The sequence below is a fragment of the Acidovorax sp. GW821-FHT11A03 genome, from assembly GCF_058809075.1.
Genome location: NZ_JBXASG010000012.1, coordinates 21231 through 45537 on the forward strand (window position 1 = coordinate 21231; position 24307 = coordinate 45537).

At 65.8% G+C, this 24307-nt stretch carries 27 protein-coding genes; 8 read left to right on the forward strand and 19 right to left on the reverse strand.

Going from position 1 to position 24307, the window contains the following annotated elements; all coding sequences use genetic code 11:
- Positions 1 to 20 precede the first annotated feature (20 nt).
- The gene (gene rsgA / locus AC1RVY_RS25170; RefSeq protein WP_218295711.1) at positions 21 to 965 is read left to right on the forward strand and encodes a ribosome small subunit-dependent GTPase A; all 945 of its coding nucleotides are present in this window, start codon (positions 21 to 23) and stop codon (positions 963 to 965) included.
- A gap of 202 nt (positions 966 to 1167) precedes the next feature.
- On the opposite strand, the gene AC1RVY_RS25175 is transcribed toward rsgA, so the two are convergent.
- The 6 genes from AC1RVY_RS25175 to rpsP form a co-directional block, all read right to left on the reverse strand.
- Complete coding sequence (locus tag AC1RVY_RS25175) at positions 1168 to 2154, reverse strand: CobD/CbiB family protein (RefSeq protein ID WP_218295712.1); 987 nt, start codon at positions 2152 to 2154, stop codon at positions 1168 to 1170.
- Positions 2155 to 2332: 178 nt separating this feature from the next.
- The gene (locus AC1RVY_RS25180; protein WP_218295713.1) at positions 2333 to 3055 is read right to left on the reverse strand and encodes a CoA pyrophosphatase; all 723 of its coding nucleotides are present in this window, start codon (positions 3053 to 3055) and stop codon (positions 2333 to 2335) included.
- 81 nt (positions 3056 to 3136) lie between these two features.
- Positions 3137 to 3520, reverse strand: coding sequence for a 50S ribosomal protein L19 (gene rplS, locus AC1RVY_RS25185; RefSeq protein WP_218295714.1), 384 nt, complete (start codon positions 3518 to 3520; stop codon positions 3137 to 3139).
- A 128-nt stretch (positions 3521 to 3648) separates the two neighbouring features.
- On the reverse strand, positions 3649 to 4407 hold the full coding sequence (gene trmD, locus AC1RVY_RS25190; protein WP_218340024.1) for a tRNA (guanosine(37)-N1)-methyltransferase TrmD: 759 nt from the start codon (positions 4405 to 4407) through the stop codon (positions 3649 to 3651).
- Positions 4408 to 4435: 28 nt separating this feature from the next.
- On the reverse strand, positions 4436 to 5005 hold the full coding sequence (rimM, locus tag AC1RVY_RS25195; protein ID WP_218295716.1) for a ribosome maturation factor RimM: 570 nt from the start codon (positions 5003 to 5005) through the stop codon (positions 4436 to 4438).
- A gap of 74 nt (positions 5006 to 5079) precedes the next feature.
- Positions 5080 to 5331 carry a 30S ribosomal protein S16 gene (rpsP, locus tag AC1RVY_RS25200; RefSeq protein WP_008904984.1) on the reverse strand — a complete coding sequence of 84 codons (252 nt, stop codon included), beginning with the start codon at positions 5329 to 5331 and terminating at the stop codon, positions 5080 to 5082.
- A gap of 146 nt (positions 5332 to 5477) precedes the next feature.
- On the opposite strand from rpsP, the gene AC1RVY_RS25205 reads away from it, so the two are divergent.
- Both AC1RVY_RS25205 and AC1RVY_RS25210 read left to right on the forward strand, forming a co-directional pair.
- Entirely contained in the window at positions 5478 to 5999 is a 522-nt protein-coding gene (locus AC1RVY_RS25205) for a GNAT family N-acetyltransferase (RefSeq protein ID WP_369643082.1), read from the forward strand.
- A 90-nt stretch (positions 6000 to 6089) separates the two neighbouring features.
- Positions 6090 to 6536: a TM2 domain-containing protein gene (locus AC1RVY_RS25210; protein ID WP_218295718.1), complete on the forward strand. Its 447-nt coding sequence runs from the start codon at positions 6090 to 6092 to the stop codon at positions 6534 to 6536.
- 114 nt (positions 6537 to 6650) lie between these two features.
- On the opposite strand, the gene AC1RVY_RS25215 is transcribed toward AC1RVY_RS25210, so the two are convergent.
- The 8 genes from AC1RVY_RS25215 to AC1RVY_RS25250 form a co-directional block, all read right to left on the reverse strand.
- Positions 6651 to 7661: an inorganic phosphate transporter gene (locus AC1RVY_RS25215; RefSeq protein WP_218295719.1), complete on the reverse strand. Its 1011-nt coding sequence runs from the start codon at positions 7659 to 7661 to the stop codon at positions 6651 to 6653.
- 19 nt (positions 7662 to 7680) lie between these two features.
- Positions 7681 to 8328 carry a DUF47 domain-containing protein gene (locus tag AC1RVY_RS25220; protein WP_010463500.1) on the reverse strand — a complete coding sequence of 216 codons (648 nt, stop codon included), beginning with the start codon at positions 8326 to 8328 and terminating at the stop codon, positions 7681 to 7683.
- Between the two features lie 116 nt (positions 8329 to 8444).
- Positions 8445 to 8807, reverse strand: a complete 363-nt coding sequence (locus AC1RVY_RS25225) for a DMT family protein (protein ID WP_218340022.1) — start codon at positions 8805 to 8807, stop codon at positions 8445 to 8447.
- A 225-nt stretch (positions 8808 to 9032) separates the two neighbouring features.
- Entirely contained in the window at positions 9033 to 9761 is a 729-nt protein-coding gene (locus AC1RVY_RS25230) for an ABC transporter ATP-binding protein (RefSeq protein ID WP_218295721.1), read from the reverse strand.
- Between the two features lie 2 nt (positions 9762 to 9763).
- The gene (locus tag AC1RVY_RS25235) at positions 9764 to 10546 is read right to left on the reverse strand and encodes an ABC transporter ATP-binding protein (RefSeq protein WP_218295722.1); all 783 of its coding nucleotides are present in this window, start codon (positions 10544 to 10546) and stop codon (positions 9764 to 9766) included.
- A gap of 25 nt (positions 10547 to 10571) precedes the next feature.
- Complete coding sequence (locus AC1RVY_RS25240) at positions 10572 to 11648, reverse strand: ABC transporter permease subunit (protein WP_369643083.1); 1077 nt, start codon at positions 11646 to 11648, stop codon at positions 10572 to 10574.
- Positions 11649 to 11661: 13 nt separating this feature from the next.
- Positions 11662 to 12591 carry a branched-chain amino acid ABC transporter permease gene (locus AC1RVY_RS25245; RefSeq protein WP_218295724.1) on the reverse strand — a complete coding sequence of 310 codons (930 nt, stop codon included), beginning with the start codon at positions 12589 to 12591 and terminating at the stop codon, positions 11662 to 11664.
- 314 nt (positions 12592 to 12905) lie between these two features.
- Positions 12906 to 14249, reverse strand: coding sequence for a replication-associated recombination protein A (locus AC1RVY_RS25250; RefSeq protein WP_492808834.1), 1344 nt, complete (start codon positions 14247 to 14249; stop codon positions 12906 to 12908).
- 386 nt (positions 14250 to 14635) lie between these two features.
- Between AC1RVY_RS25250 and AC1RVY_RS25255 the strand changes: the two genes are divergently transcribed.
- Positions 14636 to 14992 carry a DUF1304 domain-containing protein gene (locus AC1RVY_RS25255; RefSeq protein WP_218295726.1) on the forward strand — a complete coding sequence of 119 codons (357 nt, stop codon included), beginning with the start codon at positions 14636 to 14638 and terminating at the stop codon, positions 14990 to 14992.
- Between the two features lie 132 nt (positions 14993 to 15124).
- Here AC1RVY_RS25255 and lolA read toward each other — a convergent pair whose 3' ends face one another.
- The 3 genes from lolA to AC1RVY_RS25270 all read right to left on the reverse strand — a co-directional run bounded on the left by lolA (position 15125) and on the right by AC1RVY_RS25270 (position 18889).
- A complete protein-coding gene (gene lolA / locus AC1RVY_RS25260) occupies positions 15125 to 15757 on the reverse strand; it encodes an outer membrane lipoprotein periplasmic chaperone LolA (RefSeq protein WP_492808836.1) in 633 nt (210 codons plus the stop codon).
- A 48-nt stretch (positions 15758 to 15805) separates the two neighbouring features.
- Positions 15806 to 18139, reverse strand: coding sequence for a DNA translocase FtsK (locus tag AC1RVY_RS25265; protein ID WP_492808838.1), 2334 nt, complete (start codon positions 18137 to 18139; stop codon positions 15806 to 15808).
- Between the two features lie 72 nt (positions 18140 to 18211).
- A complete protein-coding gene (locus AC1RVY_RS25270; RefSeq protein WP_369643086.1) occupies positions 18212 to 18889 on the reverse strand; it encodes a Crp/Fnr family transcriptional regulator in 678 nt (225 codons plus the stop codon).
- Between the two features lie 185 nt (positions 18890 to 19074).
- Between AC1RVY_RS25270 and trxB the strand changes: the two genes are divergently transcribed.
- From trxB to rpmG, 3 genes are all read left to right on the forward strand, one after another.
- Positions 19075 to 20028 carry a thioredoxin-disulfide reductase gene (trxB, locus tag AC1RVY_RS25275; RefSeq protein ID WP_492808840.1) on the forward strand — a complete coding sequence of 318 codons (954 nt, stop codon included), beginning with the start codon at positions 19075 to 19077 and terminating at the stop codon, positions 20026 to 20028.
- A gap of 185 nt (positions 20029 to 20213) precedes the next feature.
- Positions 20214 to 20447, forward strand: coding sequence for a 50S ribosomal protein L28 (gene rpmB, locus AC1RVY_RS25280; RefSeq protein ID WP_007859763.1), 234 nt, complete (start codon positions 20214 to 20216; stop codon positions 20445 to 20447).
- A gap of 11 nt (positions 20448 to 20458) precedes the next feature.
- Entirely contained in the window at positions 20459 to 20629 is a 171-nt protein-coding gene (gene rpmG, locus AC1RVY_RS25285; protein WP_008904999.1) for a 50S ribosomal protein L33, read from the forward strand.
- 113 nt (positions 20630 to 20742) lie between these two features.
- On the opposite strand, the gene AC1RVY_RS25290 is transcribed toward rpmG, so the two are convergent.
- Positions 20743 to 22251 carry an aminotransferase-like domain-containing protein gene (locus tag AC1RVY_RS25290; RefSeq protein ID WP_492808843.1) on the reverse strand — a complete coding sequence of 503 codons (1509 nt, stop codon included), beginning with the start codon at positions 22249 to 22251 and terminating at the stop codon, positions 20743 to 20745.
- 239 nt (positions 22252 to 22490) lie between these two features.
- On the opposite strand from AC1RVY_RS25290, the gene AC1RVY_RS25295 reads away from it, so the two are divergent.
- Positions 22491 to 22901: a hypothetical protein gene (locus AC1RVY_RS25295; RefSeq protein WP_492808845.1), complete on the forward strand. Its 411-nt coding sequence runs from the start codon at positions 22491 to 22493 to the stop codon at positions 22899 to 22901.
- Positions 22902 to 22993: 92 nt separating this feature from the next.
- Here AC1RVY_RS25295 and AC1RVY_RS25300 read toward each other — a convergent pair whose 3' ends face one another.
- Positions 22994 to 24208, reverse strand: coding sequence for a DesA family fatty acid desaturase (locus AC1RVY_RS25300; protein ID WP_492808847.1), 1215 nt, complete (start codon positions 24206 to 24208; stop codon positions 22994 to 22996).
- Between the last annotated feature and the right edge of the window lie 99 nt (positions 24209 to 24307).

Here is a 24307-nt window from a genome sequence, read left to right on the forward strand (position 1 = left end):
CACCACCAACACAACATCCCATGGCTGAACGCAGCGCGCTCATGGAAGGCACCGTGGTGGCCAGCCATGGGCGCCACTGCATGGTGGAGACGCCCGACGGCGAACGCCGCATCTGCCATCCACGCGGCAAGAAGAGCCAGGCCGTGGTGGGTGACCATGTGCTATGGCAGGCGCCCCCGCCCGGCCAGGGCGAAGAGGGCACCATCGAAAAGGTCCAGGAGCGACGCAACCTCTTTTACCGCCAGGACGAGATCCGCACCAAATCGTTTGCGGCCAACCTCGACCAGGTGCTGATCCTCATCGCGGCGGAACCCGTGTTCTCGGAAAGCCAGCTCTCCCGCGCGCTGATCGCCGCCGAGGCCGAAGGCATCACGCCCCTCATCGCGCTCAACAAGAGCGACCTGGTGGAGCCCTTCGCCCGGGCCTGGGAGCGCCTGCTCCCCTACCGCCACATGGGCTCTGGCAAGCACTACGGCGTGCTGCCGCTGTCCCTGGCGCTATCGAGCGATGTGGACCGCGCGCTGCTGATGGAGCACCTGCAGGGCAAGACCACGCTGGTGCTGGGGCCCTCGGGCTCGGGCAAGAGCACCCTCATCAACCTGCTGGTGCCGGGCGCCTCGGTGCTGACCGGCGAAATTTCGCAGGCCCTCAACTCAGGCAAGCACACCACCACCAGCACCCACTGGTACTGGATGGACAAGGCCCGCACCACGGCCCTCATCGATTCGCCGGGTTTCCAGGAATTCGGGCTGCACCACATCGCCCCAATGCAGCTGGCCGCCTGCATGCCCGACATCGCCCAACACGCGACCCACTGCAAGTTCTACAACTGCACCCACCTGCACGAGCCGGGCTGCGGCGTGCTGGACGCAGTGAAACTGGGCCCTTCCGCAGGCGGGATCAGCCCTACACGCTACAAAATATATAGCGATTTATTCGAAGAGCTGAGCCATACGCGGTATTGACCGGTGTTGATCAGTGCTGATCAGTATCGATGTATGCGCAGCGCCGACGGCCGGGTCGGAGCCGGAGATACGAGGGCATCGACGCGAACCGCCCTCCGCATGGCATGTACCACGCCAGCGCACCCGTGGAACTGGCTTTGCATGGCCATCGGGTGCGCCCCCTCCGGGGGAAGGCGCCGAAGGCTACTAGGGGGATTTCCAGCTACCCCAGCAAACGCGCCAGCGTGAGCAGCGCCAGCAGCAGCATCCACACCACCACCGAGCGCCACACCAGCCCCACCACGCTGCGCAGGTGGCCCACCTCGGGCTCCCGGCCCGGCGTGGAATCGCTGTCGCCCATGTCGGCGTCGATCTCCAGGCCCTGCGGCGCATGCAGCTCGGTGCGCGCCTTCAGCGCCTCGCCCCCCAGGCGCACATTGATCGCGCCCGCGGTCGCCGCCAGCACCACGCCGTCGTTGTCATTGGGAAAACGCTGCGCATGGAATCGCCAGCCCTCGATGGCTTCCTCAAAGCTGCCCACCACGGCAAAGCTCAGCGCGGTGAGCCGGGCCGGAAGCCAGTCGATGGCCGTCCACGCCTGGGCAGAAGCCTGCTGCAGCGAGGCACTGGCGGGCTGGGCGCCCGTGCGCTGCTTGTAGTGCCAGTAGCGCGATACGAATTCGGCCAGCCGGTACAGCACGGCACCCGTGGGCCCCAGGCCCAGCGCGGCCAGCACCGAGAACCAGGCCAGCACCCCGAACACATGCCGGTGGGCCGCCAGCACCGAGTACTCGATCACGTGGCGCACGATCTCGCTGCGTGGAAGCGCACCCACGTCCACCTGCTGCCAGTGGGCCAGGCGCTCCCGGGCGCCATCTTCATCGCCCTCTTCCAGCGCATCGCGGATGCCGGTGAAATGGTGGCTGAACTGCCGAAAGCCCAGGGTGATGTAGAGCACCGCCACGCTCCAGAGCACCGCGAAGGGCCAGCCCAGGCCCCACAGCAACAGCCAGTGGATGGCCAGCGTGAGGAGCGCGGGCACGACGACTGCGAGGCCCCAGGCCACCCAGCCATGGTGCGGCTTGCCCGCATCGAAATTGCGGCTGACGGACAAGGCCCACGCACGCAGACCTGCATGGATGGGATTGCTGCGTGCCAGCGGGCGGGCCTGCTCGATCAGCAAAGCGAACAGGATGGCGAAGAAACTCATGGGGGGCAATGATACTGGCGCCAAGCCGCAGGAGCGCGTGTTTGCGCCGAACCTCAGCGATACATCCACCATGAACAGCGCGACACACCCGCAGCCCGCGGAACTGGCGCGGCCCAGGCCCGCCCTCCCGCGCAAGGTCCGCCCCGCCGCGCCGGGGACAGCCCCGGCCGGGGAGGCCTCACTCGGCCATCATGAAGCGGTAGAAGTTGCGCAGCATGCCCGCCGTGGCACCCCAGATGTAGTGGTTCTTGCCACCATCCTGGTACGGCATCGAGAACCACTCGCGGTGCACGCCATCGCGGTCGAACACATGGCGCCGGTGGTTGGCGGGGTTCAGCAGGAAATCCAGCGGCACCTCGAAGAGGTCCGCCACCTCGTAGGGATTGGGCTGCAGGACACAGTCGGGCCGCACCAGCGCCACCACGGGGGTGATGATGAAGGACGACCCCGTGACATAGGTCGGCAGGGTTCCGAGCACTTCCACGAACTCGCGGCCGAGCCCCACCTCTTCCTGCGCTTCGCGCAAGGCCGTGTCGGCGGGGGAAGCATCGCCAGCGTCTGCCCGCCCTCCTGGAAAGGCCACCTGCCCCGAATGTGTGGACAGATGGGCCGTGCGCTCGGTCAGCAGCACCATGGGCTCTTCGCGCAGCACGATGGCGAGCAGGACCGACGCGTGGGCCGGCTCGCGGTTCATGAACTTCTTCTCCAGCAGCACCTCGGGCTCCCAGCGGGGCGGGTGCGCGAAGCGCGCGCGCAGCGCCTGCGGCGTCTGCGCGGCCGCCGGCACCGCGGGCAGGTGCGCATCCACCCCCACCACCGGCACGAGGCGGGGGTCGAAGTCGGGCAGGCTCGACAGCGGCGCAATGACCGACGAAACGGCAGGGATGGAAGATGGGTTCACGAAAGGGGGTTCAACGGACCAGAAAACAAAAAGCCGCTACAGGCAGATGCTGTAGCGGCCTTGTCAGGACGAGCCCGCGCCTTATGCGGCGGTGGCTGCAACCTTGACGCGCGAAGGCAGCTTTTCCTTGATACGTGCCGACTTGCCGCTGCGGTCACGCAGGTAGTACAGCTTGGCACGGCGCACGTCGCCACGGCGCTTGACTTCGATGCTGGCGATCAGCGGGCTGTAGGTCTGGAACGTACGTTCCACGCCCTCGCCGCTGGAGATCTTGCGCACGGTGAAGCCGCTGTTCAGGCCGCGATTGCGCTTGGCGATCACCACGCCTTCGTAGGCCTGCACGCGCTTGCGGGTACCTTCCACCACGTTCACGCTCACGATGACGGTGTCACCAGGGGCGAATTCGGGGATGGTCTTGTTCAAGCGGGCGATTTCTTCCGCTTCCAGGGTCTGGATCAGGTTCATGTGAGTTTCCTAGCGATCTTGTCCGCGCCAAAAATGGCTGCGTCGGGATTGACGTCTCAGTGTTTCGCGGGAGAACTCCCTGTCAAAACGGCCGGCCAGAGGATCGAAAAGCCTTTGATTATAGCAATTCAGGCGAGCTTGGCCAATACCGCCTCGTCAGCGGGCGCCAGCCGCCCTGCCTTTCGCGCGGCGTCGATGAGGTCGGGCCGGTGCCGGGCCGTGATGGCCAGGCGCTGGTCGCGCCGCCAGCGCTCGATGTGCGCGTGGTGGCCGGACATCAGCGCGGCCGGCACCTGCTGCCCTGCCCATTCCTCGGGGCGCGTGTAGTGGGGGCAGTCCAGCAGGCCATCGAGCGCCGGATTGAAGCTGTCGAGCTGGTGGCTACCCTCGTCATTGAGCACGCCGGGCTGCAGGCGCGCCACGGCGTCCAGCAAGGCCATGGCTGCGATTTCGCCTCCTGACAGCACGAAGTCGCCCAGGCTCATCTGCACATCGACATGGGCGTCGATGAATCGCTGGTCGATGCCCTCGTAGCGCCCGCACAGCAGGATGGCCCCCGCGCTGGCCGACCAGCGCTCCACGGCCGCATGGTTGAGCGACTCGCCAATGGGCGAAAAAAGGACCAGCGGCGCCTGGCTGCCCTGGAGCTCGCCGCGCTCGGCCCGGATGGCCGAGAGGCACCGCGCGAGGGGCTCCGCCATCATCACCATGCCCGGGCCGCCGCCAAAGGGGCGGTCGTCCACACGGCGGTAGTTGCCGTCGGCATGGTCCCGCGGGTTCCACAGGCGCACATCAACCTGGCCGCTGGCGTAGGCGCGCCGGGTCACGCCGCTGGCCAGGAAGGGCGCGAACAGCTCGGGGAACAGGGTGATGAGGTCAAAGCGCATGGTGCGCGGCGCGGTCCGTCAAGGCCGATCAGTAATCAGGCTGCCAGTCCACCGTGATGCGCTTTTCCGGCAGGTCCACCTTGTCGACGAAGGCCGAGACAAAGGGAATCATGCGCTCCAGCGCCTTGCCGTCCTGCTCGTAGGCCAGCACCAGCACCGTCTGCGGACCGGTGGACATGAGCTCCCGCACCTCGCCGAGCGCCACGCCTTCGCGGTTGAGGACCGCAAGGCCGATCAGGTCGACCCAGTAGTACTCGTCGTCCGTGGTGGACGGAAAGCTCGATCGCGGCACGAAGATGCGCGCGCCGCGCAAGGCCTCCGCAGCATTGCGGTCGTCAATGCCCTGCGCCCAGGCCACCACGGTGTCGGAATGGTCCTTGGCCTGCCGGATGGGCAGCAGCACGGTCCCGGTGAACGTCCTGGCCCCGCGCTCGGACGGCTGCAGGTACCAGCGCTTGGAGGAAAACAGTGCCTCGGGGCTGCTGCTGTGGGGCAGCACCTTGAACCAGCCCTTGACCCCCCAGGCGTCGGCGATGCGGCCCACTTCGATGGCATCGGGGGGCAGCTCGGCAGGTTCGAGGGTCAGGGTGGCGGCCATGGTGGTGATTCCAGAATAGGAAAAGGGCGGGTTCCGCGCGGCAAGCCGACGGAACCCGCCCTTTTCAGGGAGCTTTAAGCAGCCTTCTTGGCGGCTTGCTTGATCAGGCGGTCCACGGTAGGCGAGGACTGGGCGCCCACGCTCTTCCAGTACGTCAGACGGTCTTGCACGATACGCAGGCCTTCTTCGGATTCCTTGGCGGTGGGGTTGTAGAAGCCGATGCGCTCGATGAAGCGGCCGTCACGGCGCACGCGCTTGTCAGCAACGACGATATTGAAGAAAGGACGGCCCTTGGAGCCGCCGCGGGAGAGTCGAATGACGACCATGATTTATCCTTCGGGTGGTGAACTCCGGCAACATTTGCCTTGAGCCACAGTGTTCGCAACCATATTCGCAACGCTTGAGACACGCGACATGGCCACCCGGCCAGCGACACGCTGCAAAGCCCACGATTATATCCACTTCCCCGCAAATGCCTACCATCCGCCCCAGCCGCGACGAAGATATCGCGGCCATCACCGCCATTTATGCCCACCACGTCCTGACCGGAACAGGCACTTTCGAGATCGATCCGCCCACCGAAACCGACATGGCGGGCCGCCGGGCCGACGTGCTGGCGCGCAATCTGCCGTACATCGTGGCCGAAAAAGATGGGCGGGTGACGGGCTTTGCCTACGCCAACTGGTTCAAGCCACGCCCGGCCTACCGCTTTTCGGCCGAGGACTCGATCTACGTGGCCGACGACGCCCGCGGCATGGGCGTGGGCCGCAAGCTGCTCGCCGAGCTGGCCGTCCAGGCCGAGGCGGCCGGGGTGCGCAAGTTGCTGGCGGTGATTGGCGATTCGGCCAACCTGGGCTCGATCGGCGTGCACCGGTCGCTGGGGTTCACCGACGTGGGCGTCATGCGCTCGGTGGGCTGGAAATTCGGCGCCTGGCGCGACATCGTGCTCATGGAAAAGACCCTGGGTGCGGGCGATACCAGTTCGCCTGAATAATCGGGGCATGGAACATACCCCCCACGCTCTCCCGCTTCGTGTGACCACGGCCCCCGAGGCAGCCGCATTTTTTCCCGGGACGGCCCGGCGATGAAGAACAAGACCCTGGCCGCCTGGCTGGCCTTCCTCGGCGGCCCTCTGGGCCTGCACCGCTTTTATCTTCACGGCCTGGGCGACCTGCTCGGCTGGCTGCTGCCGATTCCCACGGCGCTGGGCATCTACGGCATCCAGCGCGTGCAGCAGCTCGGCCAGGACGACCACTACAGCTGGATGCTGATTCCCCTGCTGGGCTTCACGATCGCCGGCTGCGCATTGCAGGCCATCCTGTTCGCGCTGAAAACACCCGAGGCGTGGAACGCGCGCTACAACCCAGCCGCCGCACCCGACGCCCCGGCCGGCAGGACGCAATGGATCACCATCGGCGCCATCGTGGTCTCGCTGATGGTCGGCACCGCCGTGCTGATGGCCAGCCTCGCGTTCAGCTTTCAACGGTATTTCGAGTACCAGATCGAGGAAGCCCGCAAGATCTCGCAGTGACCCCGCTGGCACCAGGACAAACGCCCCATTGAATTTGCATTCAATTGGGGCGTTAGCGCTTATCTGGATTGCCTTGTTAGCTACATATCTAATAGCAAATCAAGGATTCCAGGCTCAGAACATCTGCAGGCTGATCCAGTACGCCACGGCCGCGACGAACGCGCTGGCCGGGATGGTCAGTATCCAGGCCCAGACAATGTTGCCCGCCACGCCCCAGCGCACAGCGCTGGCGCGCTGGGTGGAGCCCACGCCGACAATCGCACCCGTGATGGTGTGCGTGGTCGAGACCGGGATGCCCAGCGTGGTCGCAAGAAACAGCGTCATCGCCCCACCCGTCTCCGCGCAGAAGCCGCCCACGGGCTTGAGCTTGGTGATCTTCTGGCCCATGGTCTTGACGATGCGCCAGCCGCCGAACATGGTGCCCAGGCCGATGGCCACATAGCAGCTCACGATGGCCCAGGTCGGTGGTGATGCGTCGGACGCCGAAGAATACCCCGTCGCAATCAGCAGCAGCCAGATGATGCCGATGGTCTTTTGCGCATCGTTGCCGCCGTGGCCCAGGCTGTAAGCGCCCGCAGACACCAGCTGCAGCCGGCGGAACCATTTGTCCACCTTGCTCGGCCGCGTTCGCCGGAAGATCCAGGCCACCGCCACCATCATGATCGAGCCCAGGGTGAAGCCCAGCAGCGGCGAGACGAAGATGAACGCCACGGTCTTGAGGATGCCGGCGGAGATCAGCGCACTGGCGCCCGCCTTGGCGATCACCGCGCCCACGATGCCGCCGATGAGCGCATGCGAGGAACTGCTGGGAATGCCGTAGTACCAGGTGATCACGTTCCAGGTGATGGCGCCCACCAGGGCGCCAAACACCACGTGCGTATCCACCACACCGGGCTGCACGATGCCCTTGCCCACCGTGGCGGCCACGCTCAGGTGAAAGACGAAGATCGCCACGAAGTTGAAGAATGCCGCGAACAGCACCGCCTGCGCGGGCTTGAGCACGCCGGTGGAGACCACCGTGGCAATGGAGTTGGCGGCGTCGTGGAACCCGTTCATGAAGTCGAACAGGATCGCCAGCGCCACGAGCAGGACCACAACCCAGAGGGCCGTTTGTACGGTTTCCATGCTGGTCAGCCCGCGGGGATCAGGAGTTCTCGAGGACGATGCCCTCGATGCAGTTGGCCACGTCCTCGCACTTGTCGGTGATCGTCTCGAGCAGCTCGTAGATCGCCTTGAGCTTGATCACCTCGCGCACATCGGGCTCCTCGCGAAAGAGCTTGCTCATGGCGCTGCGCATCACGCGGTCGGCGTCGGACTCGAGCTTGTCGATCTCCTCGCAGGTCTTGAGCGCGGCCTCGGCCACGGCCGGGTCGGCGATCTTGTCGAGCAGCTTGACGGCGTCGCGCAGGCGTTCACAGCACTTGAGGCTCAGGTCCGTGAGGCGCGTGATCTCCTCGGTCATGTGGCGCACGTCGTAGAGCGCCATGGTTTCGGCGGAATCCTGGATCAGGTCGGCCACATCGTCCATGGTGTTGATGAGCGTGTGGATCTGCTCACGGTCGATGGGGGTGATGAAGGTCTTGTGGATGGCCTTGTTCACCTCGTGCGTCACGCGGTCGGCGGCACGCTCGGCGTTGTCCACGTCCTGGTTGTACTTGTCGCGCAGGTGCGGGTCGTTGTAATTGGCCACCAGTTGCGAAAAAGCGCGGGCCGCTTCCACGATGCGGTCCGCATGCTGGTTGAACATTTCAAAAAAATTGCCTTCGCGTGGCAACAGCTTGGCAAACAGCATGGGGGCTCCTGGAGGGGGATCGGATTTCTGAAAAGAGGGACGGCGTCATGACAGAAACATGACTGTTCCGTGACCCGGGGAGTTTAACCGTCCGCCCCGCCGGGGCGCGGGCGGGCTCAGGCGCTTCGGAAGATGAAGTACACCGCACCCACCAGGCACAGGCCCGCCCACAGGTAGTCCCACTTCAGCGGCTGGCCCATGTAGAACACCGCGAACGGCACGAACACGGCCAGCGTGATCACCTCCTGCATGATCTTGAGCTGGCCCACATTGAACTGCGTGAAGCCGATGCGGTTGGCCGGCACCTGCAGCAGGTACTCGAACAGGGCGATGCCCCAGCTCACCAGCGCGGCGGTGTACCAGGGCGACGTGGCCAGGTTCTTGAGGTGCCCGTACCAGGCAAAGGTCATGAAGACATTGCTGGCGATCAGGAGCAGGACGGTCTGGAGCGAGATCGGCAGGGATTGCAGGGCGTTCATGGCGGTGCAGCGTGGACGGCAGAAAGACGGCAAGGGGCCAGATTATGGACAAAACAAGCCCATGGCGCCTGACGCACCATCCTTTTTTGCTACGAAATAAATAGCAAATCGAGCACAGATGCCTTCCTGCCGGCGGCGGTTCGTGCCGCCATGAAAAAAGGCACTTCGGCTGGGCAGTGCCTTTTTTCCGGTGGCGCCCACGGCGCCCAATGCGCGGCAGGCGGGTTATTCGCCCAGGTAGGCCGCCCGCACCTTGGGGTCGCTCAGCAGTTCCTGGCCGGGGCCCGTCATCGTGATGAGGCCCGACTCCATCACGTAGCCGCGGTCGGCAATGGCCAGCGCGCGGCTCGCGTTCTGCTCCACCAGCAGGATGGTCACGCCCAGGGCGTACACGTCGCGCACCACCTCGAAGATCTTGTCCACCATGATGGGCGACAGGCCCATGGAGGGCTCGTCCAGCAGCAGCACCTTGGGCTGGCTCATCAGCGCGCGGCCCATGGCCAGCATCTGCTGCTCGCCGCCCGACATGGTGCCGGCCAGTTGGTCCTTGCGCTCGCGCAGGCGCGGGAAGATGGTGAACATCTTCTCGATGTCGGCCAGGATGCCCGCCTTGTCCCTGCGCGTGTAGGCGCCCATCTGCAGGTTCTCGGTGATGGTCATGCGCGCGAACACGCCACGGCCTTCGGGCACCATCACCAGACCCTTCTTCACCAGGTCCCAGGCGCCCTTGCCCTTGATGCTTTCACCCAGGTACAGGATGTCGCCATCGTTCATGCCCAGGGTGCCGGTGATGGCTTTCATGGTGGTGGTCTTGCCGGCGCCGTTGGAGCCGATCAGCGAGACCAGCTCGCCTTCGCGCACTTCGAAGTCCACGCCCTTGACGGCCTGGATACCGCCGTAGGCCACTTTCAGGCCCTTGACCTGCAGCAGTACCTTGTTGGATTTTTCGGCCATTCTCAATGTCCTCCGGTGCCCAGATAGGCCTCAATCACTTTTTCGTTCTTCTGCACTTCGGCGGGGTTGCCTTCGGCGATCTGCTTGCCGTAGTCGAGCACCGTCACGCGGTCGCACAGGCCCATCACCAGCTTCACGTCGTGCTCGATGAGCAGGATGGTGCGGTTGTCGTTGCGGATGCGGTCGATCAGCTCGCGCAGCAGCACCTTCTCGGTGGCGTTCATGCCGGCGGCGGGCTCGTCCAGGGCGATCAGCTGCGGGTCGGTGGCCAGGGCGCGGGCGATTTCCAGGCGGCGCTGGTCACCATAGCTCAGGGTGCGCGCCTTGTAGTCGGCGAACTTGCCGATGCCCACGTAGTCAAGCAGCTCCTGCGCGCGCTTGGCGATGGCGGCTTCTTCTTCCTTGAAGCCCTTGGTGCGCAGCACGGCGCCGAGCAACCCGGACTTGGTCCGGATGTGGCGGCCGACCATCACGTTCTCCAGCGCCGTCATCTCGGCGAACAGGCGAATGTTCTGGAAGGTGCGGGCGATGCCTGCCTTGGCCACTTCGTGCACGGCGGTGGGCTCGTAGGCCTTGCCGGCCAGCTCGAACGTGCCGCTGTCGGGGGTGTACAGGCCCGTGATCACATTGAAGAACGTGGTCTTGCCCGCTCCGTTGGGGCCGATCAGGCCATAGACCTGGCCGCGCTGGATGGTGATCCCGACGTCGGACAGGGCCTGCAGGCCGCCAAAGCGCTTGGAAATGCCGGCGACCTTCAGCACCACTTCATTGGATTTCTCTGTCATTGCTAACTTTCGGTGGTGTTCTGCTTCAGGTCTTCTGCGTCAGGCTCTTGCCGTGCTCAGGCGAGGGCCACAGGCCGCGGGGGCGAATCAGCATGATGACGATCATGGCCAGCGCGATCAGCAGCTGGCGCAGGATGGCGGAGTCCAGGCGGCCGTCCGTCATGGCCTGCAGCGGACCGGCGACGTAGCGCAGCACCTCGGGCAGGGCCGACAGCAGCACGGCCCCCAGAATCACGCCAGGGATGTGGCCGATGCCGCCCAGAACCACCATGGCGACGATCATGACCGACTCCATCAGGCTGAACGACTCGGGCGACACGAAGCCCTGGAACGCACCGAACATCGCACCCGACACGCCGCCAAACGAAGCGCCCATGCCGAAGGCCAGCAGCTTCATGTTGCGGGTGTTGATGCCCATGGCCTTGGCGGCGATCTCATCCTCGCGGATGGCCATCCAGGCGCGGCCGATGCGCGAATCCTGCAGGCGGTAGCAGATCACGATGGAGATCACCACCAGGATCAGGAACAGGTAGTAGTACAGCGTGACCGAGTTGATGTCGAAGCCGAACAGCTCCAGCCGCTTGCCCAGGTCCAGGCCAAAGACCTTGACCGAGTCGATCTGGCCCAGGCCCTTGGGGCCGTTGGTCAGGTTGACGGGGTGGTCCAGGTTGTTCAGGAAGATCCGGATGATTTCGCCGAAGCCCAGCGTGACGATGGCCAGGTAGTCGCCCCGCAGCTTGAGCGTGGGGGCTCCCAACAGCGCCCCGAAGAACGCCGCGAGCAATGCCGCCAACGGTATGACCAGCCACAGCGAGGTGTGCAGGCCGGTGGGGAACATGGCGGCAAAGGCCGCAAAGTTGTCCGCAAGGTGCGGCGAAGCCATCAAGGCAAACAGGTAGGCGCCCACGGCGTAGAACGCCACGTAGCCCAGGTCCAGCAAGCCGGCGTATCCCACCACGATGTTCAGGCCCAGGGCCAGCAGCACATACAGCAGGGCCAGGTCGGCGATGCGCACCCAGGCGTTGCCGAAGGATTGCAGGATCAGCGGCAGCACCAGCAGCGCGACGGCGCCGATGATCCAGTTGGTTTTGGTGTTCTTCATGGTCCTAGGCTCCTCAGGCGCGATCCGCCACACGCTCACCCAGCAGGCCCGAGGGGCGCAGCGTCAGGATGATGATGAGCACGATGAACGCAAAGATGTCGGTGTAGTGGCTGCCCAGCAGGCCGCCCGTGAGCGTGCCGATGTAGCCCGAGCCGATGGCTTCGATGAGGCCCAGCAGGATGCCGCCGACCACCGCGCCGGCCAGGTTGCCGATGCCGCCGAACACGGCTGCCGTGAAGGCCTTGAGCCCGGGCAGGAAGCCCATGGTGTGCTGCGCCGTGCCGTAGTTGGAGGCATACATGATGCCGGCCACGGCCGCCAGGATGGCGCCGATGATGAAGGTGGCGGAGATCACCATGTCGGGCTTGACGCCCATGAGCGAGGCCACGCGGGGGTTCTCGGCCGTGGCGCGCATGGCGCGGCCCAGGTTGGTGTGGTTCACCAGGTACACGAGGGAAGCGAGGGCCACGGCCGTCACGCCCAGGATCAGGATCTGCGTGGGGGTGATGAAGGCGCCGCCGACCTGGAACGGCGTGCTGGGCAGCATCGTGGGATAGGGCTTGTAGTTGGGCTTCCAGATGATCATCGCCAGCGTCTGCAGCAGGATCGACATGCCGATGGCGGTGATCAGGGGTGCCAGGCGCGGACTGTTGCGCAGGGGCCGGTAGGCCACCTTCTCGATCACGAAATTGAGCGTCGCGGCGACCACGCAGGCAATGAGGGTCGCCAGCAGCAGGATCAGCCAGCCAGGCGCGCCCGGCATCGCGGCCTGCATCATTCCTATACAGCTCCAACTGGTCAGAGCCCCGATCATCAGCACCTCGCCGTGGGCGAAATTGATCAGCTGAATAATGCCGTACACCATGGTGTAGCCCAAGGCTATCAAGGCGTACATGCTGCCGAGTACCAGACCGTTGATGATCTGTTGCAGCAAAATGTCCATAAGAGAAGTCCTTCGTTTGTAACGTACCCACCGCTTTGGCACCGGAATCGGTACAGCCTTGTGGGCCCGACTGCCATCTAGCAAAAAACCCGCCAGAAGTGCAGCTGTGCGGGTTTGTGGACGGGATTGTAGCGAGTAGTCACAAGCGGCCCCCGCCAAGCCGGGCGGGGTTTTCCCTCGGGTTGGGGCCACATCAGCGGGCAACGCAATTCATAAGCGCACATGATGCAAGCAGGAAAATTGATGTGCGAACTTATTACCCAATTCATGCCAAATCGGCATGAAGGGGGCGCGCCCCCGCCCCTGCCGGCCGATCAGGTGCCGCCGCCCTGCCCGTCCCCGGAATCGGCCGACACATTGCGGTCCCGCAGTTCACGCAACTTCTGTGCGATCTTGATTTCGAGCCCGCGCTCCACCGGCGCGTAGAAACCGGGCTCCGGCATGCCTTCGGGCAGGTAGTTCTCGCCCGCCGCGAAGCCGCCCTCCTCGTCGTGCGCGTAGCGGTAGCCCTTGCCGTAGTCCAGCTGCTTCATGAGCTGGGTTGGTGCATTGCGCAGGTGCATGGGCACGGGGCGGGTCCCGTCCTTCTTCACCCAGGCGCGGGCCGCGTTGTAGGCCTTGTAGACCGCGTTCGACTTGGGCGCGACGGCCAGGTACACCACGCATTCGGCCAGGGCCAGTTCGCCCTCGGGACTGCCCAGGCGCTCGTACACCTCGGTCGCATCCAGCGCCAGGCGCAGCGCGCGCGGGTCGGCCAGGCCGATGTCCTCGCTGGCCATGCGCACCAGGCGGCGGGCCATGTAGCGCGGATCGGCACCGCCGTCGAGCATGCGCACCAGCCAGTACAGCGCGGCGTCGGGGTCGGAGCCCCGCACCGACTTGTGCAGCGCGCTGATGGTGTCGTAGAACTGCTCGCCGCCCTTGTCGTAGCGGCGCATGCGCTCGCCCAGCACCTTGAGCAGCCAGGCATCGGTGATCTCGGGCAGCTTCTCCTGGGCCGCCGCCATCGCCAGGGTTTCGAGCGTATTGAGCAGGCGGCGGGCATCGCCGTCGGCGTAGGCCACCAGGCGCTCGATTGCTACATCTTCAATAGCTGGAAGCGCTTGTTCCGCCTGGGCCAGGGCCACAATCTGCTTCAAATCCTGCTCGGACAGCGGCTGCAGCACATAGACGGCGGCGCGCGACAGCAGCGCGGAGTTCACCTCGAACGAGGGGTTTTCGGTGGTCGCGCCGATGAAGGTGAACAGCCCGCTCTCCACATGCGGCAGGAAGGCATCCTGCTGGCTCTTGTTGAAGCGGTGCACCTCGTCGACGAAGACGATGGTGCGCTGCTGCATCAGCCCGTCGCGCGCTGCCTCGGCGCGTTCCACGGCCTCGCGGATGTCCTTGACCCCGCCCAGCACGGCGCTGATGCTGATGAACTGCGCATCGAACGCATCGGCCATCAGGCGCGCGATGGTGGTCTTGCCCACGCCGGGCGGCCCCCAGAGGATGCAGCTGTGCGGGCGGCCCGACTCGAACGCGAGCCGCAGCGGCATGCCCGGGCCCAGCACATGCTGCTGGCCGATCACCTCGCCCAGCGTGCGGGGCCGCAGGCGCTCGGCCAGGGGGCGGTGGATCGCCTGCGAGGTTTCGGGGGGGGCGTTGCGGGCGGCCATCTCAGCCCCCCGCGGCGCGGGCGCCAGAACGGGCGGCCGGGGCGCGCGGCCCGGTGGCGAGGGCATGCAGAGAGGGCAGTTGGCGCGACAGGGCGCCAGGCACGCAAGGATCGGCTGGCTGCGCGGCCCGGGTGCGCAGGCGGAAAACGGTCTTCATGCCGCCATTCCAACACAACCGGCCGCCGCGCTCCGGCAAGGGCACCGTCGGGAACCAGGCCGCCGGCAGCACTCTTTCTTTCTTCGCCGCGCGCGCAAGGGGAGGCACGCCCACGACCTGGCGCGCCCAGGTGACTGTACCGGGCAACACCCGCGGCCTGAAATGGATTACCGTGGTGCCCTCGCACCGCACCCGCGGCCCCTGCCTGCCACCACCCCATGGAGTTTTCATGTCCCTTGCCGCCAATATCGTCGTCGGTCTGATCGGCCTCCTGCACGTGTACATCCTGGTGCTGGAGATGTTCCTCTGGGAAAAGCCCGCCGGACGGCGCGCCTTTGGCCAATCCCGCGAGCAGGCCGCCGCGACCAAGGTGCTGGCGGCGAACCAGGGGCTCTACAACGGATTCCTGGCGGCAGGCCTGTTCTGGGGGCTGACGCTGGGAGACGCCGGTCTGGGCGTGAAGGTGTTCTTCCTGCTGTGCGTGCTGGTCGCCGGCCTGTATGGGGCGGCCACGGCCAGCCGCAAGATCCTGTTCATCCAGTCCGTGCCGGCCGCCATCGGCCTTGCCTTGCTGCTGCTGGGGTGAGCCGCGCCCGGGCAGCCAGCGCCATCCTTGCGGTCCCTTGTGGCCGCCAGCGCCCTGCCGGAAGGCGCCGATAGCTATCTATTCAATAGCAAGCCGGAAATCCACGCACCGGCAACCGGCCGCCGCAGAACATTACTGCTTGACCACGTCCGCCCCGGCCGGGGGCTTGAACTGGAACGTGCCGGCGGGCAGCACGGCATTGGCCTGCATGCCGGTAAAACGGATCAGCGAGCGCTGGCCGAAACTGTCCAGGATGTCCAGCGCCGCGAGCTGCTCGCCGGCAAAGCCCACGCGCACGCTCCTGAGCTGGCCGTCCTTGGCCTTGGGGCTGGCGAGCACCCACTGCAGGCCATCCTGGTCCGGCGCGGACTCCAGCGTGAATTCGGCCTTCAGCGCCGACAGATCGGGCGCCGAGGCCAGCAGCGCCGCCGGGGTGGTGCCCAGGGCCTGCGCCTGTGCGCGCTGGGTGACCTGGTTCAGGTCCACGTCGTAGAGCCACAGGGTCTGGCCGTCGGCCACGATGGTCTGCTCGAAAGGTTTCTTGTAGACGAACTTGAAGCGCCCGGGGCGCTGGAACTCGAAGCTGCCGCTGGAAGTCTTGGTGCGCGCGGTCTGCCCGTCCTTGGGCGGCGAGGTCACCGTCTGGCTGAAGTCCGCCCGGCCGGTCTGCGTGCCCTTCATGAAGGATTCAAGGCTTTTCAGGCCATCAGCGCTTGCCAGTGTCGCGCTGGCAGCTATCAAAATTGCAGTGGCGATCTTTTTCAACAAAAACTCCTGTAAGGGGCATGGGCCGGGCTTGGCGCCCCGCCCGGGTCACTCGCTGCGCGCCGGCACCAAAACCTCGCGCTGGCCGCTGGTGGTCAGGCCACTGACGAGGCCCGCCTTTTCCATGTCTTCCAGCAAACGCGCAGAGCGGTTGTAGCCAATGCGCAGCTTGCGCTGCACGTACGAGATGCTCGCCTTGCGGTCCTTGAGCACCACTTCGACGGCCTGGTCGTACATGGGGTCCTTCTCACCCCCGTCGCCGCCGCCCTCCCCTGACAGATCACCCTCGCCATCCACAGTTCCGCCTTCGAGCACGCCGTCTATGTAGTCCGGCTCCCCTTGTTCCTTGAGGTAGCTGACGACACGGTGTACTTCCTCGTCCGACACGAAGGCGCCATGCACCCGGATCGGCAGGCCGGTGCCGCTGGCCATGTAGAGCATGTCGCCCATGCCCAGCAGGGCTTCTGCGCCCATCTGGTCCAGGATGGTGCGGCTGTCGATCTTGGAGCCCACCGAGAACGCGATGCGGGTCGGGATATTGGCCTTGATCAGGCCGGTGATCACGTCCACGCTGGGCCGCTGCGTGGCCAGGATCAGGTGGATGCCGGCTGCCCGCGCCTTCTGCGCCAGGCGGGCGATCAGCTCCTCGATCTTCTTGCCCACCACCATCATCAGGTCGGCCAGCTCGTCGATGATGACCACGATGTGCGGCAGGCGCTGCAGCGGCTCGGGCTCCTCGGGCGTCAGGCTGAAGGGGTTGTAGATGAACTCCTCGCGCGCCTTGGCTTCGTCGATCTTGACGTTGTAGCCCGCCAGGTTGCGCACGCCCAGTTTGGACATGAGCTTGTAGCGGCGCTCCATCTCGGCCACGCACCAGTTCAGGCCGTGCGCCGCCTGCTTCATGTCGGTCACCACGGGCGCCAGCAGGTGCGGGATGCCTTCGTAGACCGACATTTCCAGCATCTTGGGGTCGATCATCAACAGGCGCACATCGCGCGCCTCGGCCTTGTACAGCAGCGAGAGGATCATGGCGTTGATCCCCACCGACTTGCCCGAGCCCGTGGTGCCGGCCACCAGCACGTGCGGCATCTTGGCGAGGTCTGCCACCACCGGATTGCCCACGATGTCCTTGCCCAGGCCCATGGTGAGCATGCTCTTGGCCTCGTGGTAGACCTGCGAGCCGAGGATCTCGGACAGGCGGATGGACTGGCGCTTGGCGTTGGGCAGCTCCAGCGCCATGTAGTTCTTGCCCGGGATGGTCTCCACCACGCGGATGGACACCAGGCTGAGCGAACGCGCCAGGTCCTTGGCCAGGCCCACGATCTGCGAGCCCTTCACGCCCGTGGCGGGCTCGATCTCGTAGCGCGTGATCACCGGACCGGGCATGGCGGCTACCACGCGCACCTCCACGCCGAAATCCTTGAGCTTCTTCTCGATGAGGCGGCTGGTCATCTCCAGCGTCTCGGGCGCCACGGTCTCCTGGCGCTGCAGCGGGCCGTCGAGCAGGTCCACCAGCGGCAGCTTGCTGTCGGGCATCTCGGTGAACAGGGGCTTCTGGCGCTCCTTCACCACGCGGGTGCTCTGCGGCACCTCCACCAGCACGGGTTCGATGATCTGGATGGGCTCGGGATGGTGCACCTCGCTCTCGGTGCGCTCCTCCAGCACCACCACCTCGCGCTCGCGCGCGGCCTTGCGGCCCACGGCCACGTCCTTGGCCACCTCGCGCTGGGCCAGGCGCGACTGCACCAGCGCGTCGATGCGGCCGCCCACGAACTCCGCGACGTGGCCCCACGAGAAGCGGAACACCAGCGCCGCGCCCAGCACCGCCAGCACGATGGCCAGCAGGCCCGAGCCCGTGAAGCCCAGCCACTTCACGCAGGCGGGGCCCATGATGTAGCCCAGCACGCCACCGGCATGCCCGGGCAGGAAGGATTCAAACCGGTACAGGCGCGACCATTCCAGCGCGGTGCTGGAGCACATCAGCACCACCAGGCCGGCCCAGAAAAGTGCCCGCCGCCGCATCGGGCCCGCGGCCCCCGCAACGGACTCTCCGCCGCGCATCCAGCGCGCCAGCGACGAAAGCCAGGCGCGCACGCCGGCCGCCACGCACCACCACACCGAAAACCCCAGCGCGAAGTAGCTGCCATCGGCCAGCCACGCGCCGAACCGGCCCGCCCAGTTGGCGACCATGCGTCCGCCCCGGACGCCCGAGGTGGACCAGGCGGCATCCTGCGCCGAATAGCTGAACAGGGCCAGAAGCCAGAAAACCAGGGCCAGCAGCCCCACCATGAGGCCGATTTCATGGCCAAAACGGGCAGCGCCCGTGCGGGGCGGCGACTTGGCCGCCGCCGATGCATTCAGGGTATTGAGGGAATAGGTCATATGCGTGCCGGGCGAGCTTACCCCAAGCACCGCAGGGGATGTGTGCCGAAAGGCAGCCACACCGCGGCGCCGTCAACCCAGGGCGTTCAGCCGGTCCTTGAGCAGGGTGGCGCCGCTGGGCAGGACCTCGACGAAGCCACGCTCTTCCAGGTCCTTCATCACGCGGCTGACCATCTCGCGCGAGGCGCCCACCATCTTGGCCAGGTCCTGGCGCGAGATCTTGTCCTTGATCACGAGCTGGCCCTGGGCATCCGGCAGCGCGAAGTCCAGCAGCGCATGGGCCACCCGGCCGTACACGTCCAGCAGCGCCAGCGACTCGATCTTGCGGTCGGCATGGCGCAGGCGCTTGACCAGGCCGCGCATCACGACCAGCGACATCGAGGCGTTCTCGGTCAGGCAGCGGGCGAACTCGGCGCGGCCGAGCATGAGCACGTCGGTCTGCACCTCGGCACGCACCGTGGCCGAATGGGGTTCGTTGTCGATGATGCTCATCTCGCCCAGGTAGTCGCCCTGCGAGAGCGTGGCCAGGATCACCTCGCGCCCCCGGCTGTCGGAGGTCATCACCCGGGCGCGTCCCGTGAGCAGGATGAACAGCGCATTGGACTTCTGCCCCTGCTCCACCAGCGCCTCGCCCCGCTTGAAGCGGCGCTTGATCACCGCGCCACTGATCACCTCGGCCTGCGTCACCGTCAGCAGCGAGAACAGCGGAACCCGGCGCAGCAGGTCCAGGTTGGACAACATCGTCGACATGAATACTTCTCCTCTCAGGTGCGCGACCCAACCGGAGTCGCAACGGGTCATCAATGGGTTCTTACAATCGCCGTGATTGAAAAAGGGGCCGCTTGCACCCCCGGCCGCCGGTTGATACTCGGCGGCTCAGCCCCAGCTTTCCCAACAGCGCCCCATGTAGCGGGCGCAAAACACAGGCTTTTACCATGTCCACCACCCAACACGCGAAAGTTCTGATTCTTGGCTCCGGCCCCGCGGGCTACACGGCGGCCGTCTATGCCGCACGGGCCAACCTGAATCCGGTGCTCATCACCGGCATGGCCCAGGGCGGCCAGCTGATGACCACGACCGAGGTGGACAACTGGCCCGCCGACGTGCACGGCGTGCAAGGCCCCGAGCTGATGCAGCGCTTCCTGGAGCACGCCGAGCGCTTCAAGACCCAGGTGATCTTCGACCATATCAACAAGGTCGATTTCAGCCAGCGCCCCTTCACGCTCACCGGCGACAGCGGCACCTACACCTGCGACGCGCTGATCCTGGCCACGGGCGCCTCCGCCAAGTACCTGGGCCTGCCTTCGGAAGAGGCCTTCATGGGCAAGGGCGTGTCCGGCTGCGCGACCTGCGACGGTTTCTTCTACCGCGAGCAGGACGTCTGCGTGATCGGCGGTGGCAATACGGCGGTGGAAGAAGCGCTGTACCTGTCGAACATCGCCCGCAAGGTCACCCTGGTGCACCGCCGGGACAAGTTCAAGGCCGAGCCCATCCTGGTGGACAAGCTCAACGAGAAGGTCGCGGCGGGCAAGATCGAGCTCAAGCTGTTCCACACGCTCGACGAAGTGCTGGGTGACAACACCGGCGTGACCGGCATCCGCATCAAGAGCACCAAGGACGGCAGCACGCAAGACATCCAGCTGCAAGGCTGCTTCATCGCCATCGGGCATGCGCCCAACACCGAGATCTTCCAGGGCCAGCTGGAGATGGAAAACGGCTACATCATCACCCAGGGTGGGCTCAAGGGTTTTGCCACCCAGACCAGCGTGCCGGGCGTCTTCGCCGCGGGCGACGTGCAGGACCATGTGTACCGCCAGGCCATCACCAGCGCCGGCACGGGCTGCATGGCCGCGCTGGACGCCCAGCGCTTCCTGGAACAGGAGAGTTGATCAAAAACTGGGCATCAGGCTATAATCTGCGGCTTTGCTGAATTCGGCCCGCTTTTGCGGTCCTTTCGAAACAGGCAAATCGGGTTACCGCCACCCTTTATTCTGGCGAGGTGAGGCCGCAAGCCAACCTGGGGAAACAACCCCAGGGCCCAGCGAACGGCCGTTAAAAGTATCGGAGTGTCCTCATGGCACGCGTCTGCGACGTAACGGGCAAGAAGCCCATGGTCGGAAACAATGTTTCCCACGCCAACAACAAAACCAAGCGCCGGTTCCTGCCGAACCTGCAATACCGCCGTTTCTGGGTCGAGACCGAAAACCGCTGGGTTCGCCTGCGTGTTTCGAGCGCTGCCCTGCGTTTGATCGACAAGAACGGTATCGACTCGGTGCTCGCAGACCTGCGCGCACGTGGTCAGGCTTAAGGAGAAGCACCATGGCAAGCAAAGGCGGACGCGACAAGATCAAGCTGGAATCCACTGCGGGTACCGGCCACTTCTACACCACGACCAAGAACAAGAAGACCATGCCCGAGAAAATGCTGATCATGAAATTTGATCCAAAAGCTCGCAAGCATGTGGAATACAAGGAAATGAAGCTGAAGTAATCGTTCAGCCTCGTTTTCTCCCCAAAGAACCGCCCGGACCCCGGGCGGTTTTTTTATGCCTGTCTCCGCCTGCACCTGCCCAGAGCCGTGCGCAGGGCAGCGCTGGCGGCCCCCTAGGCAACCTTGCGCGAGGCGGGTGCCCGCACGGCCAGCTGGTCCGCCATCAAGGCACCCAGCGTGCGGTAGCCCTCCTCCACCTGCGCGGTGAAGGGCATGCCGCAGCTCAGGCGCAGGAAATGTTCATAGCGCCCCGTGTTGGTGAACATGGGCCCGGGGGCGATGCGGATGCCGCTTTGCAGCGCCTGGTCGTACAGCAGCGTGGACGAAATGCCGGCCGGCAGCTCCAGCCACAGGCTCAACCCTCCCGGAGGCAGGCTCAGCCGCGTGCCGGCCGGAAAGTAGCGGGCCACGGCCCGCGCGGACTGCTCCCGCTGCAGGCGCAGCTGCACACGCATGCGGCGCATGTGGCGTTCATAGGCCGGGGAATCCACGCTGCGCGCGGCCAGCAGCTGCGACCACGTCTGCATGTTGCGCGTGCGGGCGAACTTGAGCATCTGCACCCGGGCCTGCCAGCGCCCCGCGCTCATCCATCCCTGGCGCAGGCCGGGGGCGAAGCTCTTGCTGAGCGAGGCGCAATAGATCACCTGCCCCGCATCGCCCGGCCGGTCCCAGGCCTTGGCGGGGCGCAGCACATGCGGCGACTCCACGAATTCGCGGTAGATATCGTCCTCGATGAGGGCCAGGCCATGCTCCACGCACAGCGCCACCAGGCGCTCCTTGTGCGCGTCGGGCATCACGCTGCCCTGCGGCATCTGCAGATGAGGAACCACCACCACGCCCTTGAGCCGCGGCTCGTTGCGCGCGGCCAGTTCCAGCGCCTCCAGCGATATGCCGGTGTGGGGGCTGCAGGGGATCTCCAGCGCGCGCAGCCCACGCACCTCGATGGCCTGGAGGATGCCGAAGAAGGTGGGCGATTCGACGGCAATCACATCGCCCGGCTCGGCCACCGCATCCAGGGCCAGGTTGACCGCCTCGGAGTTTCCATGGGTGGCGCCAATGTCTGCAGGGGCCACACAGACCCCAAAGGTGAGCGCATGCCGCGCCATGGCCTGCTGGAACTCGGGATGCGTCGTGGGTGCCGAAGGGCCATACACCAGGATGTCCGGCTGCTCCCGCAGCAGGCCATGGGCAAGCCGGTTGAGCGCCTTCGCATCGAACAGGCTGGGCGCCGGCATCGCGCTGCCCAGGTCCAGCGGCAGGGGGCCTGCACGGCGGGCCTTGTCCAGAAAGACCGAAATGCGCTCATTGATACCCGCAAAGGCTTGGGGGTCGCTGGCCAGCGGTTCATGCACCTCGGGTTCGCGCGCCTCCGGGAGCGCCACGCCGCCCAGCTCGCGCACGAAGTAGCCCACGCGCTCGCGCGCCTCCACGCACCCCTGGGATTCGAGGTGGCGCAGCACCTGCAGCGCCGTGGTCAGGCTCACCTGATGGCGCTGGCACAGTTCGCGCATGGACGGCATGCGCATGCCGGACTTGAGGCTGCCCGCGGCGATCGCCTGCTCGTACAAGGCCGCCAGTTGGCGGTAGAGGGGAGGTTCCCGGGTGTCGGAGGAGCGTGGCATGGCTGGAGAACGAAGGATGCCGCTGCGCCATGGGATGGGCGCCGCAGCCGGTCTGTGGATGGTGCCTGAACGCCATCCACGGGTACAGATACAGGAAAGGGCAGAAGCAACCATAACAGCATGCCCGCTATCGCTGCTGTTCTACCTCCTCACGGGGGAGCGTGTACCTGTTGCGGCGGGGCGGCATTTCCTACGCTCAAGCCCTCGCTACAGCCTTTTGTCCCCGGAGGACCCGCACCATGAAACCGCGCCCCCAGCCCACCGCCATCCCCACCCCTTTCCTCACCCTGCATATCGCGCCCGGCCAGAGCCTTTGGGCCTGCCTCGCACCCGGCAGCCGGGTGCACGCGACCCGGGGGGACGTGGCCATCCGCCTTGCGCCCCGCTCTCTCGGGCACGCGCTGCACTCGCCACCATTGGCGCGGTTGAAGGCGGGCGACCACCTGCCGTGGGTGGTGGAGCACCGCCAGGCCACCTGGGTGCAGCTTGGCAGCGCCACGCAGGGCCCGGCGGAAGTCAGGATCGTGGAAGGCACACCCGTGCCCGGACTGGGCCAGAAAGCCTGGAGACGCCTGCGCAGGGCTTTCTCGGCGGGCGGGAAGGCCCGCAAGGAGGGGACACTTGGCGGCGCCTTGCACGCCGCACGGTGAAGCGGCAAGGCGGCAGAAAAGACAAAGGCCTTGCCGGACGGCAAGGCCTTTTTCCTTCGCATCCGGGCGCCGCGGCAGGCGGCCGGCTGTCTCTAGGCCTGGGCCGCACGCAACCGCAGCGAGAACTCGCGCAGCGCCGCAATGCCGCTTTCCTCGGCGCGGCGGCACCATGCCTGCAGATCGGCCGTCAACTGCTCGCGGGAGTGCGAGGTATTGAGCCACAGCTGGCGCAATTCTTCCCGCATGGTCACCATCTTGTCGAGGGCCGGGTGCGCGGCACGCGCCTGGGCCAGTTGCGGCAGGGCCACGGCAGGCACCTTCTCCGCATCGCGGTGAAGCCAGCGCTTGGCGGCCTTGAGCACCGACGCATCGGCCTGGCGCGCCTGCAATGCGGCAATCTCCTCCTTGCAGGCCTGGCGCACACCGCGCGCATAACCGGCCATCACCTCGTAGCGGTTGGCGATGAGGGCTTCCAGCGTCTTTTCGTCCGCGACGGGCTTCACATCGCCCAGCTGCAGCTTGGGTGGAACCTTCTTGACGGTGGCCCAGCCGATCTTCTTCATCAAACTGATGTAGACCCAGCCGATATCGAACTCATAGGGCTTGACCGAGAACTTGGCCGAGGTGGGGTAGGTATGGTGGTTATTGTGCAGTTCCTCGCCGCCAATGATGATCCCCCAGGGCGACAGGTTGGTGCTGGCATCCTGCGCCTCAAAGTTGCGGTAGCCCCAGTAGTGGCCCACGCCATTGACCACGCCCGCCGCCCAGAAGGGAATCCAGAGCATCTGAACCGCCCACACGGCAGCGCCCAGGGCACCGAACAGGGCGAGGTTCAGGATCAGCATGAGGCCCACGCCCTGCCAGCCGTAGCGGGTATAGACGTTGCGCTCCATCCAGTCATCCGGCGTGCCGTGGCCGAACTTCTTCATGGTCTCCATGTTCTTCGACTCGGCGCGGTACAGCTCGGCACCACGCCACATCACGGTATCGAGGCCCCGTGTCTGGGGACTGTGCGGGTCGTCCACCGTTTCGCACTTGGCGTGGTGCTTGCGGTGGATCGCCACCCATTCCTTGGTGACCATGCCCGTGCCGATCCACAGCCAGAAACGGAAGAAGTGCGAGGGGACGGCATGCAAATCCAATGCGCGGTGCGCCTGGGCGCGGTGCAGGAAAATCGTGACCGCCGCGATGGTGATGTGGGTCGTCGCCAGGGTGTACAGGATGATCTGCCACCAGGCCAGGTTCCACAAACCATGGCCGAGCCAGTCAATGGCGGCGTTCAGCACAGCCCAATCGGGTAACAGCATATTCGGGAAGCCTTACTACAGAGAACCCGCTCGCCAGCGGAGCGGGTACCTGATTTTAGAGGGAGTACCCCGTGCAGAGTTCAGGGGTATCCACAGTAT

Bases quoted from the DNA above. Each gene is read 5' to 3' on its own strand.
- rsgA (WP_218295711.1), top strand. From the start codon at position 21: ATGGCTGAACGCAGCGCGCTCATGGAAGGCACCGTGGTGGCCAGCCAT.
- AC1RVY_RS25175 (WP_218295712.1), bottom strand. From the start codon at position 2,154: ATGAGTTTCTTCGCCATCCTGTTCGCTTTGCTGATCGAGCAGGCCCGC.
- rplS (WP_218295714.1), bottom strand. From the start codon at position 3,520: ATGAACCTGATCCAGACCCTGGAAGCGGAAGAAATCGCCCGCTTGAAC.
- trmD (WP_218340024.1), bottom strand. From the start codon at position 4,407: ATGCGCTTTGACCTCATCACCCTGTTCCCCGAGCTGTTCGCGCCCTTC.
- rimM (WP_218295716.1), bottom strand. From the start codon at position 5,005: ATGGCCGCCACCCTGACCCTCGAACCTGCCGAGCTGCCCCCCGATGCC.
- rpsP (WP_008904984.1), bottom strand. From the start codon at position 5,331: ATGGTCGTCATTCGACTCTCCCGCGGCGGCTCCAAGGGCCGTCCTTTC.
- AC1RVY_RS25205 (WP_369643082.1), top strand. From the start codon at position 5,478: ATGCCTACCATCCGCCCCAGCCGCGACGAAGATATCGCGGCCATCACC.
- AC1RVY_RS25210 (WP_218295718.1), top strand. From the start codon at position 6,090: ATGAAGAACAAGACCCTGGCCGCCTGGCTGGCCTTCCTCGGCGGCCCT.
- AC1RVY_RS25215 (WP_218295719.1), bottom strand. From the start codon at position 7,661: ATGGAAACCGTACAAACGGCCCTCTGGGTTGTGGTCCTGCTCGTGGCG.
- AC1RVY_RS25220 (WP_010463500.1), bottom strand. From the start codon at position 8,328: ATGCTGTTTGCCAAGCTGTTGCCACGCGAAGGCAATTTTTTTGAAATG.
- AC1RVY_RS25225 (WP_218340022.1), bottom strand. From the start codon at position 8,807: ATGAACGCCCTGCAATCCCTGCCGATCTCGCTCCAGACCGTCCTGCTC.
- AC1RVY_RS25230 (WP_218295721.1), bottom strand. From the start codon at position 9,761: ATGGCCGAAAAATCCAACAAGGTACTGCTGCAGGTCAAGGGCCTGAAA.
- AC1RVY_RS25235 (WP_218295722.1), bottom strand. From the start codon at position 10,546: ATGACAGAGAAATCCAATGAAGTGGTGCTGAAGGTCGCCGGCATTTCC.
- AC1RVY_RS25240 (WP_369643083.1), bottom strand. From the start codon at position 11,648: ATGAAGAACACCAAAACCAACTGGATCATCGGCGCCGTCGCGCTGCTG.
- AC1RVY_RS25245 (WP_218295724.1), bottom strand. From the start codon at position 12,591: ATGGACATTTTGCTGCAACAGATCATCAACGGTCTGGTACTCGGCAGC.
- AC1RVY_RS25250 (WP_492808834.1), bottom strand. From the start codon at position 14,249: ATGGCCGCCCGCAACGCCCCCCCCGAAACCTCGCAGGCGATCCACCGC.
- AC1RVY_RS25255 (WP_218295726.1), top strand. From the start codon at position 14,636: ATGTCCCTTGCCGCCAATATCGTCGTCGGTCTGATCGGCCTCCTGCAC.
- AC1RVY_RS25265 (WP_492808838.1), bottom strand. From the start codon at position 18,139: ATGACCTATTCCCTCAATACCCTGAATGCATCGGCGGCGGCCAAGTCG.
- AC1RVY_RS25270 (WP_369643086.1), bottom strand. From the start codon at position 18,889: ATGTCGACGATGTTGTCCAACCTGGACCTGCTGCGCCGGGTTCCGCTG.
- trxB (WP_492808840.1), top strand. From the start codon at position 19,075: ATGTCCACCACCCAACACGCGAAAGTTCTGATTCTTGGCTCCGGCCCC.
- rpmB (WP_007859763.1), top strand. From the start codon at position 20,214: ATGGCACGCGTCTGCGACGTAACGGGCAAGAAGCCCATGGTCGGAAAC.
- rpmG (WP_008904999.1), top strand. From the start codon at position 20,459: ATGGCAAGCAAAGGCGGACGCGACAAGATCAAGCTGGAATCCACTGCG.
- AC1RVY_RS25290 (WP_492808843.1), bottom strand. From the start codon at position 22,251: ATGCCACGCTCCTCCGACACCCGGGAACCTCCCCTCTACCGCCAACTG.
- AC1RVY_RS25295 (WP_492808845.1), top strand. From the start codon at position 22,491: ATGAAACCGCGCCCCCAGCCCACCGCCATCCCCACCCCTTTCCTCACC.
- AC1RVY_RS25300 (WP_492808847.1), bottom strand. From the start codon at position 24,208: ATGCTGTTACCCGATTGGGCTGTGCTGAACGCCGCCATTGACTGGCTC.